The sequence below is a fragment of the Methylophaga sp. genome, from assembly GCF_048266885.1.
Classification (GTDB): domain Bacteria; phylum Pseudomonadota; class Gammaproteobacteria; order Nitrosococcales; family Methylophagaceae; genus Methylophaga.
In genome coordinates, this window is record NZ_JBLWYR010000001.1 from 1 (window position 1) to 18,384 (window position 18,384).

Consider the following 18,384-nt stretch of genomic DNA (forward strand, 5'->3'; position numbering starts at 1 on the left):
TAAACCACCCTTGAAAAGAATACCGATTACTGCTTTGAATTAGGAAGAGATTATGAACAAAGCGCTTTTTTTAATCCCATCATTGTTGTGCTTTAGTTCAGTTCATGCTGAAACTTTACAAGAAGCCATTCATACCACGTTAAAAACTAACCCCGATGTATTGGCTTCAATCAGTGAACGTCAAGCAGTTTCCAAAGAAATTGATCAGGCAAGAGCAGGTTACTTTCCGACAGTTGATTTAGGTGTTGGAACAGGTTGGGAATCAACAGATAATCCTGCTACGCGCAACCGAGGTGATGGCGAAATTCATTTAAATAGAGATGAAGCTAGTCTGAATTTACGGCAAATGCTTTATGATGGCAGCCTTACTAAAAATGAAGTCGAGCGCCAAGAAGCTAGAACCGATTCTCGAGCTCATTCAGTCTATAGTGTTGCTGAAAACACAGCTTTAGAAGCAACAGAAGCTTATCTCAATGTATTGCGCCAACAACAACTGGTGGAGTTAGCACAAACCAATCTCGAATCTCACCAACGTACCCATGATCAAATTACCCTGCGTAGCGAACGAGGGGTGGGCCGTCGTGCAGATATGGATCAGAGCTTTGGCCGTTTAGCGCTTGCAGAAACTAATTTAATGGCTGAGCAAAGCAATTTACGAGATGCTGAAACCAATTATTTACGTGTTATTGGAGCCGCTCCTACTTCATTGACTGAGCCACCAGCACCTCAACCATTCCTGCCTGAGACAGTGGAAGAGGCGGTTAATATAGCGATTCAAAATCATCCGACTTTACGTTCGGCTCAGGCGGATGTTGAATCTGCCAATGCACAACATGATGTAACTCGAGCTGCCTTTTTACCGCGTGTTGACTTTGAATTAGGTACCCGTTCAGATCATGACATTGATGGTGTGCGTGGCACGGATAAAGATGTCACTGCAATGTTCAGATTGCGTTATAACCTGCTAAATGGTGGACGTGATAAAGCAAGACGAGAAGAGACAGCTTTTTTAATTAACCAAGCAGCAGAAATTCGTAATAATACGCACCGGCAAGTCGAGCAAAGTGTTCGTTTGTCCTGGAATGCTTTAGAAACCGTACGTAGACAGATGTCTTATTTCGAACAATATGCAGCTGCAGCAGAAACTACTCGTGATGCTTACCAACAACAGTTCAATATTGGTCAGCGCACATTGCTAGATTTGTTGGACTCTGAAAATGAATTGTTCAGAGCACGTACTTCTTTAACAAATGCACTTTATGATGAGCTTTTCACAATGTACCGAGTACTGAATAGTACTGGTTTATTGTTAGAAAGCTTGGAGATCATTGCTCCTCCTGCTGCAACAACAGTTGCCGATAACAATAACTAATTATTCCATAGCTGAACATCGATAAGCCATGCCCGCTGGGGGTATGGCTTTTTTTTAGAACCTGTACGTTGATAGCTGCAACTTTTTCTGCAATCAAACTATCATGCTATTATGTCGTGCTTAATTTGTAGGGTTATTTTAGAAATTCATGAGTAAGCAATCATCTTTTTCCTTTGAGGAACTCTTGCAGTGTGGCCACGGAGATATGTTCGGCCCGGGCAACGCCCAACTGCCAGTACCGAATATGCTGATGATGGATCGAATCAGTCATATTTCCAATGATGGTGGTGCCTATGGAAAAGGTGAAATCATTGCTGAACTGGATATCCACCCGGATTTATGGTTTTTCCAATGCCATTTTCCGGGTGATCCTGTTATGCCGGGCTGCCTTGGTTTAGATGCTATGTGGCAGTTACTGGGATTTTTTCTGGCGTGGGATGGAAATCCCGGTAGAGGAAGGGCGCTTGGATCAGGAGAAGTAAAATTCACCGGACAAGTATTGCCTACTGCTAAAAAAGTGACTTACCGTATTGATTTGAAACGAGTAATTTCACGCAAGCTGGTGCTGGCCATTGCCGATGGCACAGTATCAGTAGATGGTCGCGATATCTACTTCGCCAAAGATTTACGAGTTGGTCTGTTTACATCAACTGACAACTTTTAGGACAAGACAATGAGACGTGTAGTTGTTACTGGTATGGGGATCACCTCTTGTTTGGGGTTGGATCTTGCCACGGTTACTGAATCACTTCGCACCGGTCGTTCTGGTATCCGCTTTAAACAGCAATATGCTGATCTGGGATTTCGAAGCCATGTAGCGGGCTTTTTTGATATTGATTTCAAAGAGTTTATTGATCGTAAAGTGTTACGTTTTATGGGCGATGCTGCTGCATATGCTTATATTGCAATGAAACAGGCGATCCAGGATGCTGGCTTAAGCGAAAGTGATGTTTCCAATCCTAAAACAGGTCTGGTCATGGGCTCTGGTGGTGCTTCTTCATCTAATCAAGTTGAAGCTGCTGATATTTTGCGTGAAAAAGGCTTAAAAAGAGTCGGACCTTATCGCGTGACTCAAGTCATGGGAAGCACAACTTCAGCTTGTCTAGCCACACCGTTCAAAATTAAAGGTGTTAACTATTCCATGTCTTCTGCATGTGCTACCAGTGCGCATTGTATTGGTAATGCAATGGAGCAAATCCAGCTCGGCAAACAAAATATTGTTTTTGCTGGTGGAGCGGAAGAAGAACATTGGACCATGAGTTCATTGTTCGATGCTATGGGCGCGCTATCGACCAAATATAACGAAACGCCGGATAAGGCATCTCGCGCCTATGACGCTGACCGTGATGGTTTTGTTATTGCTGGCGGTGGTGGCGTATTGGTTTTGGAAGAGTATGAACACGCTAAAGCCCGTGGTGCCAAAATTTATGCAGAATTAACTGGTTATGCCGCTACATCCGATGGTTATGACATGGTGGCGCCTTCTGGTGAAGGTGCGCAACGTTGCATGGAAATGGCCATGTCGACTATGCGTAATAGCCAGGTTGATTACATCAATGCGCATGGTACCAGCACACCTGTCGGTGATTTAGCTGAATTAGGTGCGATTAAGCAGGTATTTGCTGAAACCCAGATCCCACTGGTCGGTTCAACTAAATCATTATCAGGGCATTCTTTAGGTGCCGCTGGTGTGCAGGAAGCTATCTATAGCTTACTGATGCTTGAAAATGATTTTGTTGCAGCCTCTGCCAACATTGATAATTTAGACGAACAAGCGAAAGGCATGCCTATCGTGCTACAGCGAAAAGATAATGCAGCACTCCAAGCTGTGATGTCGAATAGCTTTGGTTTTGGTGGAACTAATGCTTGCCTGGTGTTCGAAAAGGTCTAGCACTAAATAAAAATCACCCTTAGTAAACAAACTAAGGGTGTTTTTTAATCTAAATCTGCATCTGTAACAGGTCCACGCTTTCCTGCTAACGCTTCCTGCATTAAACTCACCAACTGTTGTTTTTTCACTTCATCATCCAAATGCTTGGAACTGAAAGTGATGCCAAATCGATCGGCATATTGTTTGACCAGTATCATCAAAATTGCTTCATCCACGTTCACTTTCTCCAAACTTTTCAATCGCGCATTATAACGTGATAACTTAACTATTATGAGATTACACTATCAATCAATTGGCCAAGGTTCACCGTTAGTTATCCTGCATGGTTTATTTGGCTCATCTGATAACTGGCGTAGTATCGCTAAAGCCCTATCTTCAAAGCGACGTATCATTAGTGTGGATCTGCGTAATCATGGCCGTTCATTCCATCATCCGCAGCAAACCTTTGATTTAATGGCTGATGATTTACTGAATTTATTAGATGATTTAGGCTTATCAACAATTGATTTGTTAGGTCATTCGCTCGGCGGAAAAACCGCCATGCAATTTGCCCAAAGCTTTGCTGATCGTTTAAGCAAACTTATTGTGGTTGATATTGCACCTCGCCAATATGTCGATGAGCATAGTGTTATTTTTAAAACGCTATTGGCGTTAGACTTATCAAAATTTTCATCTCGTACGGAAATTAGTGAAGCCTTATCCGATACATTACCTGATCCTCTGGTGCGACAGTTCTTATTACTTAATTTGCAAAAAACAGAGAAGGATTTTACCTGGCGTATCAATCTGCAGGCTTTATTTTGTAGTTATCCAGGGTTACTGCAGAGTGTTGAGCCAATTGAAGCTGTTGAAGTACCCAGCCTATTTATCAGTGGTGAAAAATCAAACTATATTAATGATAATGATTGGCAGCAGATCAAGTCTTTCTATCCAAATGCCGAGCATATAGTGATCGATAATGCCGGACATTGGGTGCATGCAGATCAACCCGATATTTTTGTTGAGCAGGTAAATAGGTTTCTTGCAGATGATTAACGCTGACTTATTAATACAATTAATTGAATTTCGCCGCGAACGTGACTGGGAGCAATTTCATAATCCCAAAGACATTGCGATTTCGTTATCTATCGAAGCGGCTGAGCTGCTGGAATGGTTTCAATGGCGCAACAAGGCAGAAATTCAGCAAATGCTGGAGACGGATAAACGCGAAGCGCTGGAAGATGAAATCGCTGATGTCGCTGTGTATTTGAGTTATTTGTGTTACGACTTGAATATTGACCTTGAGCAGGCGATCAAACGGAAAATGGATAAAAACGCCGCGAAATACCCGGTGGAGAAGGTTAAAGGTCGGGCTGACAAATATAATGAATATTCATAAAACAGCCACAAAGTGCTAGCATCTGGGCTTTGATTTTAAGCCAGTAGAGGTCGTTTCTCCATGAAAGCCATCGTGTTGCTGATTCAATGTGCCGATCAAAAAGGGTTGCTGGCTGGCATCACCGGTTTTTTTGCTGAACGAGGTTACAATATTCTCCACTGTCAGCAATATACCGATACTGAGCATGGTCGTTATTTCATGCGCCTCAAGGTAGAAGATGAGGGGCAAATGCCTAATCAAGCCCTACAGCAACAATTCACTTCGCTAGCAGACAGCCTGCAATTGACCTGGTCAGTTCACTATACTGATTTGCCCTACCGTGTGGCTTTACTGGTCACTCGAGCATCGCATTGTCCGTATGACTTATTGTTGCGAGAACTGGAAGGTGAATTGAAATGCGAGATTCCCGTCATCATCGGCAACCACCCCGATTTGGAAAATATGGCGCGCCAGTTCAACAAACCGTTTTATCATTTGCCGATCACCAAAGAAACCAAACACAAACAGGAAGCACAGATTAAATCCATACTCTCGGAGTATCAGATTGATCTGGTGGTGATGGCGCGCTACATGCAAATTCTGTCTGAGCAGTTTGTTAGAGAATTTGCTGGTAAGGTTATCAATATTCACCATGGATTTTTACCGGCTTTTCAGGGTGCCAAGCCTTATCATCAAGCTTACGAACGTGGAGTGAAGCTGATTGGTGCTACCGCACATTACGCCACCGCGGAACTTGATGAAGGACCGATTATCGAACAGGATGTTGATCGTGTGCGTCATGATAATAGTCCTGAAGATTTAGTGATGATCGGTAAGGATATTGAACGACTGGTACTGGCTCGTGCTGTGAAAGCACATATTGAACATCGCATCATTGTCAGTGGCCGTCGTACTATCGTTTTTGCTGAAGGTGCCTGAATACCTCCAGTACCAGTGGATAAAAAATTATTGTTGAAAGCTGAATAGTAAAATGGATACGTTTTGAGAGATCTAACCAATACGGCTATCTGTTTATTTGATTTTTGTTCTCAATGATTCCGTATTAGACCAACTAGAGAAAGCCAATGACTTCATCGCCAATAATCATGATTACAGGAGCAACGGCAGGATTTGGGGAAGCCTGTGCCAGACTGTTTGCCAAAGCAGGCTGGCGGCTCATTATCACTGGTCGGCGTATGGATCGTCTGCAATATTTGCAAAAAGAGTTAGGTGGGGCGAGCCAAATCTTTATCAGTTGTTTTGATATTAGCGACCGACAGGCTACCGAACGGGCTTTTGCTGAGCTGCCTGAGGAATTCCAGCAGATCGATGTTTTGGTTAATAATGCGGGACTGGCGTTGGGATTGGAACCAGCCTATGCGACGGATCTGGAAGATTGGGAACGCATGGTGGACACCAATATTAAAGGTTTGATGTGTTGTACCAGATTAGTTCTCCCGGGCATGCATTCCAGAGATAAGGGGTACATCATTAATATTGGTTCTATCGCTGGAAATTGGCCTTATCCGGGCGGCAATGTATATTGTGCCAGTAAGGCTTTTGTCAGACAGTTTTCGTTGGCCCTTCGTGCAGATTTATTGGGTACACAGATCCGTGTAACCAATATCGAACCTGGCAATGCCGAAACCGAATTTTCCATGGTCCGGTTTAAAGCCGATGAGCAGCGTGCAGAAAAAGTTTATGAAAACACCGTTGCATTAACGGCTCAGGATATTGCCGATACCATCTGGTGGTTGGTCAATACCCCAGCGCATATGAATGTCACCACTATGGAAATCATGCCCACCCAGCAAGCCACAGGGCCTTTAGCGATTTATCGGGGGTAGTTAACCCAGTAAACCGTTATTAGGCTTAGCTATTGGACGTTCGGCTTTTAAGGTTTTCAGTCCTTTGACACTTCGGGTAATATTCCAGATTATCCATATTCCCATCACGGCTAAACCGTATAAATTGCCAAGGTATAATAGTCCCCAGGAAACCATCAGCAAGATGAGGCTGATATAAAAACTATTTATTTGAAATAGATAATGCGATTGTAGCCAATCTGGCGCTTTGCCTTTTTTTTCATAAGCGACCAGAGCGCCCATCACCAGCATGGGGTAGATAAGCGACCCCACCAGGTTAAAGATATAGATCAATTTAATACTGCTGATGTCATCGCCAGTTTCAATTAAAGCCATGTAGGTTTATCCATAAAAAATACCCCAATCTAGCAGAATACTGACCCTTGCTCCACAAAAAAGGCCCGACAAAGCGGGCCTTTTCAGTTTGAGCATAATGTTAACGGTTAACCGCCAAAGTCGAAACGAATACCGGTGTATATGGTTCGTCCCAGAATCGGCGATTCATCTTTAAAGAAGCTGGTATGCCGACGACCGTCTTCATTCAGCAAATTACGTCCCTGAATAAAGATTTCAGCACCTTTTAAACTTGCTGGGGACCAGTTGGCATCAAACGAAACCAGATTATAACCGTCCGTATTGCTTTCAGTCACAGCGGTTTTGGTTTGTTTAAAGACCCGACGGTAGTCGAGACTGAAATCCCAGTCAGCATAAGATGTATCAAATCCAATCCCTAAGCGTGTTGGACTCATGCGAGGAATATTTTCACCATTGCTGAGTTTACCGCGTACATGATCGGCAGACAGACGCATGCTCAGTGGAATAGGACCATCAATCAAGTCAGTTATGGCACCAAATTCAGCACCATACAACTTGGCATTTTGTTGTTCATTAACTACCAGTGTATCGCCCTCAATTTCAATGGCTTGGCCAGTACCATCATTTTGTGCTGCTAAATAAATAAAGTCATCGACGTAGTTATAGAAAGTAGTTAGCTCATAGCGGAATGCCCCTACATGACGATCAAAACCGACTTCAAAATTGGTATAGGTTTCTTTGCCTAAGTTCGGACCCCCAATTTCAACAGTCCCTGCTGCTGCATGGCTACCAAAGGCATATAACTGCTCTGCCGACGGAGCCCGTTGCGAACGGGTAACTGACATTCTGAAATGATGGGCTGGATCGACCTCAACCAGAGTTCCTGCCGATAAACTGAACGGAGTGAAACTGTTGCTTCCCAGAATGGCAGATTGTTGTAACTCTTCACCACTTGGCAAATCAATATCTCTGGCCTCATCCAGATTGTCTGTACTGGAGCGCACATGATCGACCCGTGCAGCGACTTCAAAGCGACCAAAATGCGTGGGTAATTCTTCCAGCACAAATAACCCGACAGTGCGTGTGTCATTACCCCGGATATAAAAACCACCACCGTGTTCATCGTCACCATCGCCATGGCTGTGACCCTCGCCTTCAGCCTCAAAGTCCCGATCATTAAATTGCAGACCGACTACACCCTCCCAATCACCAATCGGGTTATGCACCATTTCCAGACGCATTTCAGTTTCGTTATTGTTGAAACGAGTTTCAACTTCACTTTCAACAAATGCACCATTATCAAATTCAGAACCAATTTCCTGTTGACGGTAGCTGGTGTAGGCCATTTTCAGCCTGGCAGCGCTGAAACCCGGTAACGGATCGTTAATTTCACTGCGAAAATCAAAACGATCGTTTTTTGCGCGAATCAGTTCCTGCTCTTCTTCACCTTGACCTAAAAAGACTTCTGGAATGCCGTATTGGGTTTCCCAAGTGCTGTAACCCAAACCGGCAAAGCCCCAGTCGCCTTTATATAAACCCGTGATAGAGAACACATCATTTTCCACTTCACTGTTTTGTAATTTATCTTTACGGCCGACCTGCTGGTCTTTTTGCTGATAACCATCAATATCAAAATCACTGCTGCGACGAACCCCATAGTCCGTCCGTAATACAAAACTGTCTCCCAGTGGCAGTTCAAGTCCCAAACGTCCCTGGCGATCATGTCCATTGATGCCGTATGACATCTGGCCGTCTACTCTTGGATCATCCCCAAACTCAGGATTAAATCGATTACTGCGAACATTAATAACGCCACCAGCAGCACCACTGCCATATAGCAAAGTGGCCGGACCACGGAAAACCTCAATTTGATCGGCACGACCTGCGTCCATGCCGATAGCATGATCCGCACCTTCACCAGAGATATCGGAAGTACTTAAGCCATCTTCCAGAACTTTCACACGGGAGCCTTGTAAACCTCGAACCACAGGACGTCCTACGCCCTGCCCAAAGTCGGCATTATGCACACCAGGTAAGCCATCCAATGTTTCGCCTATAGTACTGGCGCGTTTTTGATTGAGTTCATCACCCGCAATAACCGTCACTGGCTGGATCAATTCATCAGAGGTACGGTTGCCTAATGGATCAGAAGTGACCACCAGGCGTGGGATGTCAACAGTATCTTCAGCAGCTAACACTGCAGAAGCCATAGGGGAGAGTGCCGCAGCAAGCAGCACTACAATAGGTCTCTTATTCATCACGAATAATCCTCATAGCAGAAATCAGTAGCCATTTTCTGAATAGAAAAATGGCATTCAGTCAAATTTGAACGCTATGAGAAAATGGGTGGAGCGCGAATCGAGAATGAAAGATAAAAATCTTCAAAACGAGCAGGGAGGGTTACAGAAGATTGAAACTGAAAATATTGTTGCCAGACAGCAATTTTCAGCTGATTGTGGTTATCGGTTGATGGGGTATGACCGACAACATTTAACTGATCACATAATGCTATATGATCATGAAAAGCATGCTCGGCATCGTGCCAAACGGCTATGGACTGCATCAGCAATAATACTGCTGCAAAGAGCCATAACAAATGTTTGGTATGCCGAATTTGCATCGGGATTAGTTCACCAGCAATTCAGTGAGCAACTGCTGGTAAATAGCCGACAATGTATCCAGATCGGCTACTGATACATGTTCATCTATCTGATGAATCGTCGCGTTTAACGGGCCAAGTTCAATTACCTGTGCTCCAGTAGGCGCGATAAAACGACCATCGGATGTGCCACCCGAAGTAGAGAGCGTTGTTTCATAACCGGTGACTGTTTTAACCGCCACCTGTACGGCTTCAAGTAATTTACCACCAGCCGTGCGAAAGGGTTTACCGGATAACACCCAATCTAATTGATATGCCACAGCGTGTTTATCGAGAATCGCTTCAACCTGTTGTTGCAATTCATTGTGAGTCACTTCGGTGGAATAACGGAAATTAAAAATCATTTCTGCTGTGCCGGGAATGATATTGGTCGCACCAGTGCCACTGTTCAGATTAGAGACCTGAAAGCTGGTGGGCGGGAAATCAGCATTACCCTGATCCCATTGCACTGCACATAGTTCAGCTAATGCCGGGGCCAGATTATGTACCGGGTTATCTGCCAGGTGAGGATAAGCAATATGGCCCTGCTTGCCTTGAACTGTCAGATAGCCATTTAACGAACCACGGCGACCATTTTTAACCACATCTGCCACTTTGTCTGTGCTGGTGGGTTCGCCGACCACACACCAATCGATATGATCCTGACGTGCCTGCAATGTTTCGATGACTTTCACAGTTCCATCGGTAGCTGGACCTTCTTCATCGCTGGTCAGCAAAAAAGCAATACTGCCAGCATGCTGAGGGTGCCCAGCAACAAAACGTTCGCAAGCCGTCACCATAGCAGCAATGCTGCCTTTCATATCGGCTGCCCCACGGCCATACAAAATGCCATCTTCAATTTTGGCGGCAAACGGCTCGTGGCTCCATTTATCTACCGGTCCGGTAGGCACTACATCGGTATGTCCGGCAAACACAAATAACGGTCCATTATGGCCCCGGCGACACCACAGATTGTCAACTTCCCCAAACCGCAGGTATTCAGCATTAAAGCCACTATTCGCCAGCCGTTCTGCCAGCATGATCTGACAGCCTTTGTCGACAGGTGTAACACTGTCACGTTGAATCAAATCAATGGTGAGCTGAACAGTTTCAGAAAGATTAGTTTGCATAGCGCGCCTGAAAATCAGATTCGTTGAAACCTATTGATACGCCGGATGTATCTTCGATAACCGGGCGTTTAATAAGTGTGGGATGGGAGAGCATTAATTCAATAGCAGCTTGTTGATCAAGCTGGTCTTTACGCGGGTCTTCAAGCTTGCGCCAGGTGGTGCCATGTTTGTTGAGTAGCTGTTCCCAACTGACTGAGTTCAGCCATAGTTCAATAGTGGGCTGGTCAAGACCGTCTTTTCGAAAATCATGAAATTGGTAGGACACTTGATGCTGATCCAGCCAGCGCATAGCTTTTTTGACCGTGTCACAATTTTTGATGCCAAACAGTTTCATCGTTGCCGTTTCACCTGGAAGAGCCCACTAGGTGGGGTGAAAAACGTGAAATGATACAGTATATCAATGTCTTTTGCATCATTGACTCCAGAGCAAAATGGCGCTGAAAAGACGGTAACGACACTGTATCGTTACCGTCATCAGTTTAAAACTTAGATATCACGCAATAATTCGTTAATACCGACTTTACCACGGGTTTTTTCATCAACCTGTTTCACAATAACGGCGCAGTACAGGCTGTATGTGCCATCTTTAGAAGGCAGGTTTCCCGAAACAACTACAGAACCAGCCGGAATACGACCATAGCTGATTTCACCGGTCATGCGGTTGAAAATCTTGGTACTTTGGCCAATGTAAACACCCATTGAAATCACTGAACCTTCTTCAACGATAACGCCTTCAACCACTTCAGAACGGGCACCGATAAAGCAGTTATCTTCGATGATAGTTGGACCGGCTTGTAAAGGTTCAAGTACGCCACCGATACCCACACCGCCCGATAAATGGACGTTTTTACCGATTTGTGCACAGCTACCAACGGTAGCCCAGGTATCAACCATAGTGCCGGAATCGACGTAGGCACCGATATTGACGTAAGAAGGCATCAAAACAACGCCTGGTGCGATATAGGAACCACGACGTGCTGCTGCAGGAGGAACAACACGCACACCGGCAGTATTGAAATCCGCTTCGGTAAAGTTGGCAAATTTTGGTTCAACTTTATCGAAATACTGCGTTTCACCGCCAGACATCGGGCGGTTATCATTCAGGCGGAACGACAATAAAACGGCTTTTTTCAACCATTGATTAACGACCCAATCACCATTTTGTTTTTCGGCGACTCGGGCTTTACCACTGTCGAGCATTCCCAGAACTTCATTGACCGCATTACGAACTTCCGCGTCGGCATTGGCTGGGGTGATTTCTGCACGGCGTTCAAATGCCGCTTCGATAATCTGCTGGATATCACTCATCGGTTTCTCCAAATAATTAAGATAGGGTTTCAATATAATCACGGATCCGTATAGCCGCTTCGACGCACTCATCTTGTGGTGCAACTAATGCCATCCGAATCCGGTTAACGCCAGGATTACCTTGTTTGGTATCTCTGGCTAAAAAACGTCCCGGTAATACGGTGACGTTATATTGATCAAATAAGCCGCGAGCAAAATCAGTATCGGCAATCGGTGTTTCCGCCCACAGATAAAAACTTGCCTCAGGCTGGATGACATTCATCACGGGTGACAGAATGTCGAGAACAGCCGCGAATTTTTCTCTGTATAAATGACGGTTATGTACCACATGCGCTTCATCTTTCCATGCTGCAATAGAAGCAGACTGAGTTGATGGCGGCATCGCACAGCCATGATAGGTGCGGTAACGTAGGAAGGATTTCATAACACTGGCATCACCTGCTACAAAGCCGCTTCGTAATCCCGGCGCGTTAGAGCGCTTGGATAGACTGTGGAAAACCACACAACGACTTAAATCGGTATAACCTGCTGCCACAGCTGCTTGTAACAAACCGACGGGTGGTAGGACTTCATCAAAGTAGATTTCTGAATAACATTCATCAGCCGCAATAATAAAATCATATTCATGAGCCAATTGAATCAACTTGGTTAGTGTTTCAGCATCAACAATCGCACCTGTTGGATTGCCTGGACTGCATAAATATAACAATTGGCAGCGAGACCAAACGTTTGCTGGTACAGCATCAAAATCTGGTACAAAGCCGGTTTCTTCAGTGCAGTTAAGCAGGTAGGGTTCTGCTCCAGCCAGAAATGCCGCACCCTCATAGATTTGATAAAACGGGTTGGGCATGACAATCAGTGGATCTTTACGGCGATCAATAATCGCCTGAGCAAAGGCAAATAACGCTTCTCTTGTGCCATTAACCGGCAGAACCTGCGATAACGGGTCGATATGTCCTGCTAACTGAAATCGTTGATCCAGCCAATTCGCAATGGTATGGCGTAATTCGATACTACCTGCCGTTGTTGGATAAACCGATAATCCATGTAGATGACTAATAACCGCTTCAGTAATGAAGCCGGGAGTAGGGTGCTTTGGCTCACCAATGGATAACGAAATATGCGGCAGATCACTCGGCGGTTGGCAACCATGCTGCAGCTCGGCTAATTTCTCAAAAGGGTAAGGATGTAATAGGGCCAGATCTGGATTCATTAATACATATCGCCGGATAACAAAAATCCGGCCATTATAACGCTTCAACTGACTGCCGTGTTATAAGCATCGTTATGAACTCTGTAAATCCTACCGAATCCAAGTTGGCGATTCTTAGCCTGTTATTTGCAGCCACCATGTGGGGCATTATTTGGTATCCCATGCGATTGTTTGAACAGGCAGGTATGTCCGTAGTCTGGGTAACAATGATTATGTATCTGACGGCAGGCATGGCCAGTTTGCCGGTTTTTATCAAAAACCGTTATCGCTGGAAACACATTTCTGCAGATTTACTGTGGCTTGCCTTGGCTGCTGGTATGACCAATCTCGCTTTTTTAGTTGCGTTGAATGAAGGTCAAGTGATGCGGGTGATGTTGTTATTTTATTTATCCCCATTGTGGTCGGTGATATTAGGACGCTGGTGGCTTGGAGAAAAATTATCTCTGGCGGCCATCATTATGTTTGTATTGGCCATGGGCGGCACTGTGTTAATGCTATGGCGGCCTGAAGTTGGATTGCCCTGGCCACATGGACCGGCGGATTGGTTGGCCTTGTTTGCTAGCGTATGTTTTGCGGTGAACAATGTGTTGAGTCGAAAACTCGCGGCTGTGCCAATGGCATTAAAAACGACTATTGTTTTATGGGGCGTTGTTGCCGTATCAATAGTCGTTTTGCTTTTACAACAAGCATCCATACCCAGCGTGGATCTATCTGTATGGGTGAGTGCCGTTTTGGTTGGGGGCGGTATTATTATCGCTATGACGATAACTGTTCTATATGGTCTGGCCCGAATGCCGGTCTATCTGGGAGCTGTTATTATGTTATTTGAATTAGTAGTTGCGGCGATTTCCTCTGCATTATTGACCACAGAAATGATGACTGTTCCTGAATGGATTGGCGGGGTCTTTATTTTTGCTGCCGCTTTTGGAATTGCACAGGTTGAAAAAGCCAATCGCTAAACCCATGTTTTCATTTTGATTTGCAGGAATTGTTTATGATTAAGTCTATAGCGCATGCCAGCTTTCTGGTGGCTGATTTACCCACTTCAATTAAATTTTATTGTGATGTCTTGCAGATACCTTTGAACCCCAATCGCCCAACGTTTGCCTATGACGGTGCTTGGTTAGATTTGGATAACAAGCAACAATTACATTTGATGGTATTACCTAATCCAGATTCGACAGATGGCCGACCAGAGCATGGTGGACGAGATCGGCATGTAGCGTTGTTAGTTGAAGATTTGGAAGTACTCGCACAACGGCTGGAGCAGGCCGGTGTAGAATTTTCACGTAGTAAGTCGGGCAGAGCAGCTTTTTTCTGCCGTGATCCAGATGGCAATGCGCTGGAGTTTGCAGAAGATTTTACTCCGGTAATCAAATAACTCAGCCACTTAAAAGTGACAATCAACGGGTTAGCGAGTTACTCACATTTTCTGTGGATAAGTCTGTGGTTAACATTGGTGAAAATCGCTAAGTCGTTATTCTGTAACAGTGCAGTGCCAAATGGTTAAAATTTAACCACTCTTAAAAAGATAATAAAATCAGTTGGTTAACTAACAGTTTTGTATATTCAACAACTTAGCAAAACTTGTTGTAATGGAACTGTAATAATTTAGGAAAAAGTGAATAACTTAACCTATTAAATGGGATTAAAAATCAAATACTGTGCCAGAAAATGTATTTTGTTTTTTTGCGTGTAGATAAATTTGAATCAAAATTTAACTTGATTTTTTCTCAGCCTCATTAGTTGCAGTATGCTTTTTTGGTTTTCATACCCTACAACTCAATTACTTAAAAGTGATGATCAATAGCTTAGCGACTTACTCACAATTTCTGTGGATAAGTCTGTGGTTAACATTGTTGAAAATCGCTAAGTCATTATTCTTTAACACAGCTGCACTAAATGGTTAAAAAATAAGCACCTTTAAAACTAATTTAAAATCAATGGCTTATGTTTGTTTTGTGTGCATTCAATGACTTAGCGAAGTATGTTGTAAGAGCACTGTAACAATCCAACGGAAAGTGCATAACTTATTTTGCTGGTATTAAGAAATTACACTCGTGCTAATGCAGGAATGATTTGCTCATCAAAGGCAGAATCTTCATCACCCGTTGGTTCAAGGCGTAATTGTTCAAGTCCCTTAAAATCAAATAGTTGCTGATCGGCCAGTTGGGATGGTGCTACGTTCTGGATACTGCGAAAAATATTTTCGACACGGCCAGGGTGTTGTTTTTCCCAGGTATGCAGCATTTCTTTAATTACCTGACGTTGCAGGTTTTCCTGCGAGCCGCATAAATTACACGGAATGATCGGAAAGGCTTTAGCTTCAGCATAGCGTGTGATATCCGATTCTTTGGCATAGCACAATGGGCGAATCACAATATTGGTTTTATCATCACTCAATAGTTTGGGTGGCATGGCTTTAGTCTTGCCGCCATAAAACATATTTAAAAATAGTGTTTCAATAATGTCATCACGATGATGACCTAAAGCGATTTTGGTGATGCCATGTTGGCGGGCATAACCATATAAGGAACCCCGACGTAGTCTTGAGCAAATCCCGCAGGTAGTTTTGCCCTCGGGAACGACTTCCTTAACGATGCTGTAGGTATCTTTTTCGATAATATGGAATGGCACCCCGATTTTACTGAGATACTCTGGCAATACATGCTCCGGAAATCCGGGTTGTTTTTGATCCAGATTGACTGCAATTAATTCAAAATCAATCGGAGCGTGATCACGTAAATTTAACAAAATATCCAGCATGGTGTAGCTGTCTTTACCGCCTGACAGACAAACCATGACTTTGTCGCCATCCTGAATCATGTCGTAATCGGCAATTGCCTGTCCGACCTGGCGGCGCAGGCGTTTGTGCAATTTGTTAAATTCGTGTTGTTGTTTTAATTGAGTTTCAGACATTAGATCAGACCTGCGAAGGGTTGTACGGTGACAGATTGACCGGCAGCCACACCGTCACAATCTTCCTCCAATAAAATAAAACAATTGGCACGGCTCATGGAATGCAAAATGCCTGAGCCTTGTTCGCCAGTCATGGTAACTTCCAATTGATTGGCAGAATTGCTGCGTAATAATCCTCGCTGAAATTCGAAACGGCCGGGACGTTTACGGATGTTTTCAGCTGCAATCGCTTGCAATAATAGCGGTGGTTGATAATTAGCTCCGGCAAGCTTATGTAAAGCCGGTTGCACAAATTGATAGAAAGTCACCATCACTGAAACAGGGTTACCGGGCAGACCGAAAAAAGGTGTATCTGCGATTTTTCCATAGGCGAGTGGTCTACCAGGCTTCATCGCAATTTTCCAAAAATGTACTTGGCCTAATTCATCAAGTAATTGCTTTACGTAATCGGCTTCACCGACAGAAACACCGCCAGAAGTGATGACTACATCGGCTTCCTTTGCGGCTTGCAACAATGCTTGGCGTAACGCCTCTGGAGAATCCGTGACCACCCCCATATCAATGATTTCAGCATTAAGACGTTTTAACATGCCAAATAGTGTGTATCGATTACTGTCATAGATATCGCCAGGATTTAAGCTTTCACCAAGCGACTTTAATTCATCCCCCGTAGAGAAAAAAGCCACTCGAATGCGTCGACGAACCTTTAGTTCCGCTAGGCCTAACGAAGCGAGTAGTCCTAAATCGGCGGGAATTATTCGATGCCCTGCAGTTAGCACTACAGCACCTGTCTGAATATCTTCGCCAGCGAGCCGAACATTTTCACCAGAATGATGCTCACCATGCAAAATGATGCAGTCATTACTGACTTCAGCCTGTTCCTGCATGATAACTGTGTCACAACCCTCTGGCATCATCGCACCGGTCATAATTCTTACACATTCGCCGGTGTTGACTGATTTAGCAAAAGGCCGACCGGCAAAGGCACTGCCAATCAGTTTTAAGGGAGTGGCGTCATTTTTTAAATCTTCACCACGCAAGGCATAACCATCCATTGCTGAATTCGCATGGGGGGGTACGGATAATGGGGAAATTACATCTTCATGCAGAACTTGTCCCAGTGCATCACGCAACGCCACTTTACGCCAACTCTCTATCGCATTGATTTGTTGCAAGATACGCTGTCTAGCCTCATCCACCCGTAAAGTAGTAACAGGTTCAGGTGTGGCACAGCTTGGTTGAGGAGTAAATTCAGTCATGATTGTGTTGCCGAATAAAGGTATGGATAAACTGCAGGATGGTGTCTAAATCATTTAAGTTCAACACGAGTATCGAAGGTGCTTGAGCTAATACTGTATCAGTAGCAATGGCAATAATATTGGGATCGTCTGGATAGAGCAGTGGCTTACCAATATTGGTTCGATGTAGCTCCAGTTTTGGTATCGCCTCGTGTTTAAAACCTTCTACCAAAATCAAGTCAAGCGAATGCATATCCAGTCGTGCTAAGCAGTCTGCTAATAATGGTTCCGTTTGAAAATCATCACTGGTTTGCATCAAAGCCAGTAACCTTCGCGAGGCGACGATTACCTGATTGGCCCCAGCTTCACGAATACGGTAACTGTCTTTGCCAGGCTGATCAATATCAAACAAATGATGTGCATGTTTCACCACAGCGATGTTTAAACCAGATTTGCGCAGATTGGGAAGCAACTGAGTGAGTAGAGTGGTTTTGCCGGTGCCACTATATGCAGCAATACCTAACATCGGAACTGAGGTTTTGAGGCTGGGTGTGAGAAGATCTTCAGGATGGTTAAAATTCTTAAAACTCTCTAACTCATCGGCAAAGTCCACTTCAATCATCGGGTGTTGAGCAAACCAACGATCAATCTTTCGTTCACCCATAGCGAGATATTGTTCTAAATCGTTTGCCAGGTCACAGTCTATTAATGCAAATACTGGTTGAATACGCTTACCGTCAGTGGCGACAGCAATTTTTTTGCCTGAACGCAACAGGCTTTCCAGCATACGTTGTCGAAGTTTTGCACTGGGGGCTGGACTGTCACAGGGGGCGGTCAAAATATAATCGGTTTTTGCAGCCTGCATACCGGCCAGCATACCTGCAAGTGGTCCCTGAAAACCGGAAAGCGAATCACTTATAACAGGATAGCCAAATTGTTGATAACGCTCTATATTACGGTTGGCATTGATCACTAACTGCTCAACTTGAGGTGCAAGATGATCAATTACATGAGCAACCAGCGGCTGATTTGTGAATGTTATCAGACCTTTGTCATTACCGCCCATACGGCGCGCTTCGCCACCGGCGAGGATGACACCGGTAACGGTAGGGTAGGATAATTCAGTCATGCTATATGC

The 18,384-nt window shown here is 44.3% G+C and carries 20 protein-coding genes; 9 read left to right on the plus strand and 11 right to left on the minus strand.

The features are described 5' to 3' along the window. Nucleotides 1–52: 52 nt before the first annotated feature. From ACN0V2_RS00005 to fabB, 3 genes are all read left to right on the plus strand, one after another. A complete protein-coding gene (locus tag ACN0V2_RS00005) occupies nucleotides 53–1,372 on the plus strand; it encodes a TolC family outer membrane protein (RefSeq protein WP_417548737.1) in 1,320 nt (439 codons plus the stop codon). A 148-nt stretch (nucleotides 1,373–1,520) separates the two neighbouring features. Beyond that, nucleotides 1,521–2,036, plus strand: a complete 516-nt coding sequence (fabA, locus tag ACN0V2_RS00010) for a 3-hydroxyacyl-[acyl-carrier-protein] dehydratase FabA (RefSeq protein WP_417548738.1) — start codon at nucleotides 1,521–1,523, stop codon at nucleotides 2,034–2,036. A 9-nt stretch (nucleotides 2,037–2,045) separates the two neighbouring features. After that, a complete protein-coding gene (gene fabB, locus ACN0V2_RS00015) occupies nucleotides 2,046–3,263 on the plus strand; it encodes a beta-ketoacyl-ACP synthase I (RefSeq protein ID WP_417548739.1) in 1,218 nt (405 codons plus the stop codon). Between the two features lie 44 nt (nucleotides 3,264–3,307). Here fabB and ACN0V2_RS00020 read toward each other — a convergent pair whose 3' ends face one another. Next, complete coding sequence (locus ACN0V2_RS00020; RefSeq protein ID WP_417548740.1) at nucleotides 3,308–3,478, minus strand: hypothetical protein; 171 nt, start codon at nucleotides 3,476–3,478, stop codon at nucleotides 3,308–3,310. Nucleotides 3,479–3,533: 55 nt separating this feature from the next. Here ACN0V2_RS00020 and ACN0V2_RS00025 point away from each other — a divergent pair, with 55 nt between their 5' ends. From ACN0V2_RS00025 to ACN0V2_RS00040, 4 genes are all read left to right on the plus strand, one after another. Then, on the plus strand, nucleotides 3,534–4,298 hold the full coding sequence (locus ACN0V2_RS00025) for an alpha/beta fold hydrolase (RefSeq protein ID WP_417548741.1): 765 nt from the start codon (nucleotides 3,534–3,536) through the stop codon (nucleotides 4,296–4,298). Continuing rightward, a complete protein-coding gene (locus ACN0V2_RS00030) occupies nucleotides 4,291–4,641 on the plus strand; it encodes a nucleotide pyrophosphohydrolase (RefSeq protein WP_417548742.1) in 351 nt (116 codons plus the stop codon). The genes ACN0V2_RS00025 and ACN0V2_RS00030 overlap by 8 nt, the downstream gene beginning before the upstream one ends. A gap of 60 nt (nucleotides 4,642–4,701) precedes the next feature. Continuing rightward, complete coding sequence (purU, locus tag ACN0V2_RS00035) at nucleotides 4,702–5,559, plus strand: formyltetrahydrofolate deformylase (protein ID WP_417548743.1); 858 nt, start codon at nucleotides 4,702–4,704, stop codon at nucleotides 5,557–5,559. Nucleotides 5,560–5,705: 146 nt separating this feature from the next. Then, entirely contained in the window at nucleotides 5,706–6,467 is a 762-nt protein-coding gene (locus ACN0V2_RS00040; protein ID WP_417548744.1) for an SDR family oxidoreductase, read from the plus strand. Here the strand turns inward: ACN0V2_RS00040 and ACN0V2_RS00045 are convergent, their stop codons facing one another. The 7 genes from ACN0V2_RS00045 to dapC form a co-directional block, all read right to left on the minus strand. Beyond that, entirely contained in the window at nucleotides 6,468–6,821 is a 354-nt protein-coding gene (locus ACN0V2_RS00045; RefSeq protein ID WP_417548745.1) for a hypothetical protein, read from the minus strand. Nucleotides 6,822–6,928: 107 nt separating this feature from the next. Continuing rightward, nucleotides 6,929–9,058 (minus strand): TonB-dependent receptor, encoded by a 2,130-nt coding sequence (locus tag ACN0V2_RS00050; protein WP_417548746.1) that lies wholly within the window; start codon nucleotides 9,056–9,058, stop codon nucleotides 6,929–6,931. Between the two features lie 74 nt (nucleotides 9,059–9,132). Beyond that, on the minus strand, nucleotides 9,133–9,420 hold the full coding sequence (locus tag ACN0V2_RS00055; RefSeq protein WP_417548747.1) for a hypothetical protein: 288 nt from the start codon (nucleotides 9,418–9,420) through the stop codon (nucleotides 9,133–9,135). Between the two features lie 5 nt (nucleotides 9,421–9,425). After that, nucleotides 9,426–10,568: a succinyl-diaminopimelate desuccinylase gene (gene dapE, locus ACN0V2_RS00060; protein WP_417548748.1), complete on the minus strand. Its 1,143-nt coding sequence runs from the start codon at nucleotides 10,566–10,568 to the stop codon at nucleotides 9,426–9,428. Then, nucleotides 10,558–10,902, minus strand: a complete 345-nt coding sequence (locus ACN0V2_RS00065; protein WP_417548749.1) for an ArsC family reductase — start codon at nucleotides 10,900–10,902, stop codon at nucleotides 10,558–10,560. Before ACN0V2_RS00065 ends, dapE begins: the two co-directional genes overlap by 11 nt. 152 nt (nucleotides 10,903–11,054) lie before the next feature. Next, nucleotides 11,055–11,876, minus strand: coding sequence for a 2,3,4,5-tetrahydropyridine-2,6-dicarboxylate N-succinyltransferase (gene dapD / locus ACN0V2_RS00070; protein WP_417548750.1), 822 nt, complete (start codon nucleotides 11,874–11,876; stop codon nucleotides 11,055–11,057). A 16-nt stretch (nucleotides 11,877–11,892) separates the two neighbouring features. Continuing rightward, a complete protein-coding gene (gene dapC, locus ACN0V2_RS00075; RefSeq protein ID WP_417548751.1) occupies nucleotides 11,893–13,089 on the minus strand; it encodes a succinyldiaminopimelate transaminase in 1,197 nt (398 codons plus the stop codon). A 74-nt stretch (nucleotides 13,090–13,163) separates the two neighbouring features. Here dapC and ACN0V2_RS00080 point away from each other — a divergent pair, with 74 nt between their 5' ends. Continuing rightward, nucleotides 13,164–14,048: a DMT family transporter gene (locus ACN0V2_RS00080; RefSeq protein ID WP_417548752.1), complete on the plus strand. Its 885-nt coding sequence runs from the start codon at nucleotides 13,164–13,166 to the stop codon at nucleotides 14,046–14,048. A 35-nt stretch (nucleotides 14,049–14,083) separates the two neighbouring features. Next, on the plus strand, nucleotides 14,084–14,470 hold the full coding sequence (locus tag ACN0V2_RS00085) for a VOC family protein (RefSeq protein WP_417548753.1): 387 nt from the start codon (nucleotides 14,084–14,086) through the stop codon (nucleotides 14,468–14,470). A 671-nt stretch (nucleotides 14,471–15,141) separates the two neighbouring features. Here the strand turns inward: ACN0V2_RS00085 and ttcA are convergent. The 3 genes from ttcA to mobA are packed head-to-tail and all read right to left on the minus strand — an operon-like array spanning nucleotide 15,142 to nucleotide 18,375. Further along, complete coding sequence (ttcA, locus tag ACN0V2_RS00090) at nucleotides 15,142–16,008, minus strand: tRNA 2-thiocytidine(32) synthetase TtcA (RefSeq protein WP_417548754.1); 867 nt, start codon at nucleotides 16,006–16,008, stop codon at nucleotides 15,142–15,144. Next, nucleotides 16,008–17,267 carry a bifunctional molybdopterin-guanine dinucleotide biosynthesis adaptor protein MobB/molybdopterin molybdotransferase MoeA gene (locus ACN0V2_RS00095; protein WP_417548755.1) on the minus strand — a complete coding sequence of 420 codons (1,260 nt, stop codon included), beginning with the start codon at nucleotides 17,265–17,267 and terminating at the stop codon, nucleotides 16,008–16,010. Before ACN0V2_RS00095 ends, ttcA begins: the two co-directional genes overlap by 1 nt. Then, nucleotides 17,260–18,375 carry a molybdenum cofactor guanylyltransferase MobA gene (mobA, locus tag ACN0V2_RS00100; protein ID WP_417548756.1) on the minus strand — a complete coding sequence of 372 codons (1,116 nt, stop codon included), beginning with the start codon at nucleotides 18,373–18,375 and terminating at the stop codon, nucleotides 17,260–17,262. Before mobA ends, ACN0V2_RS00095 begins: the two co-directional genes overlap by 8 nt. Nucleotides 18,376–18,384 lie beyond the last annotated feature (9 nt).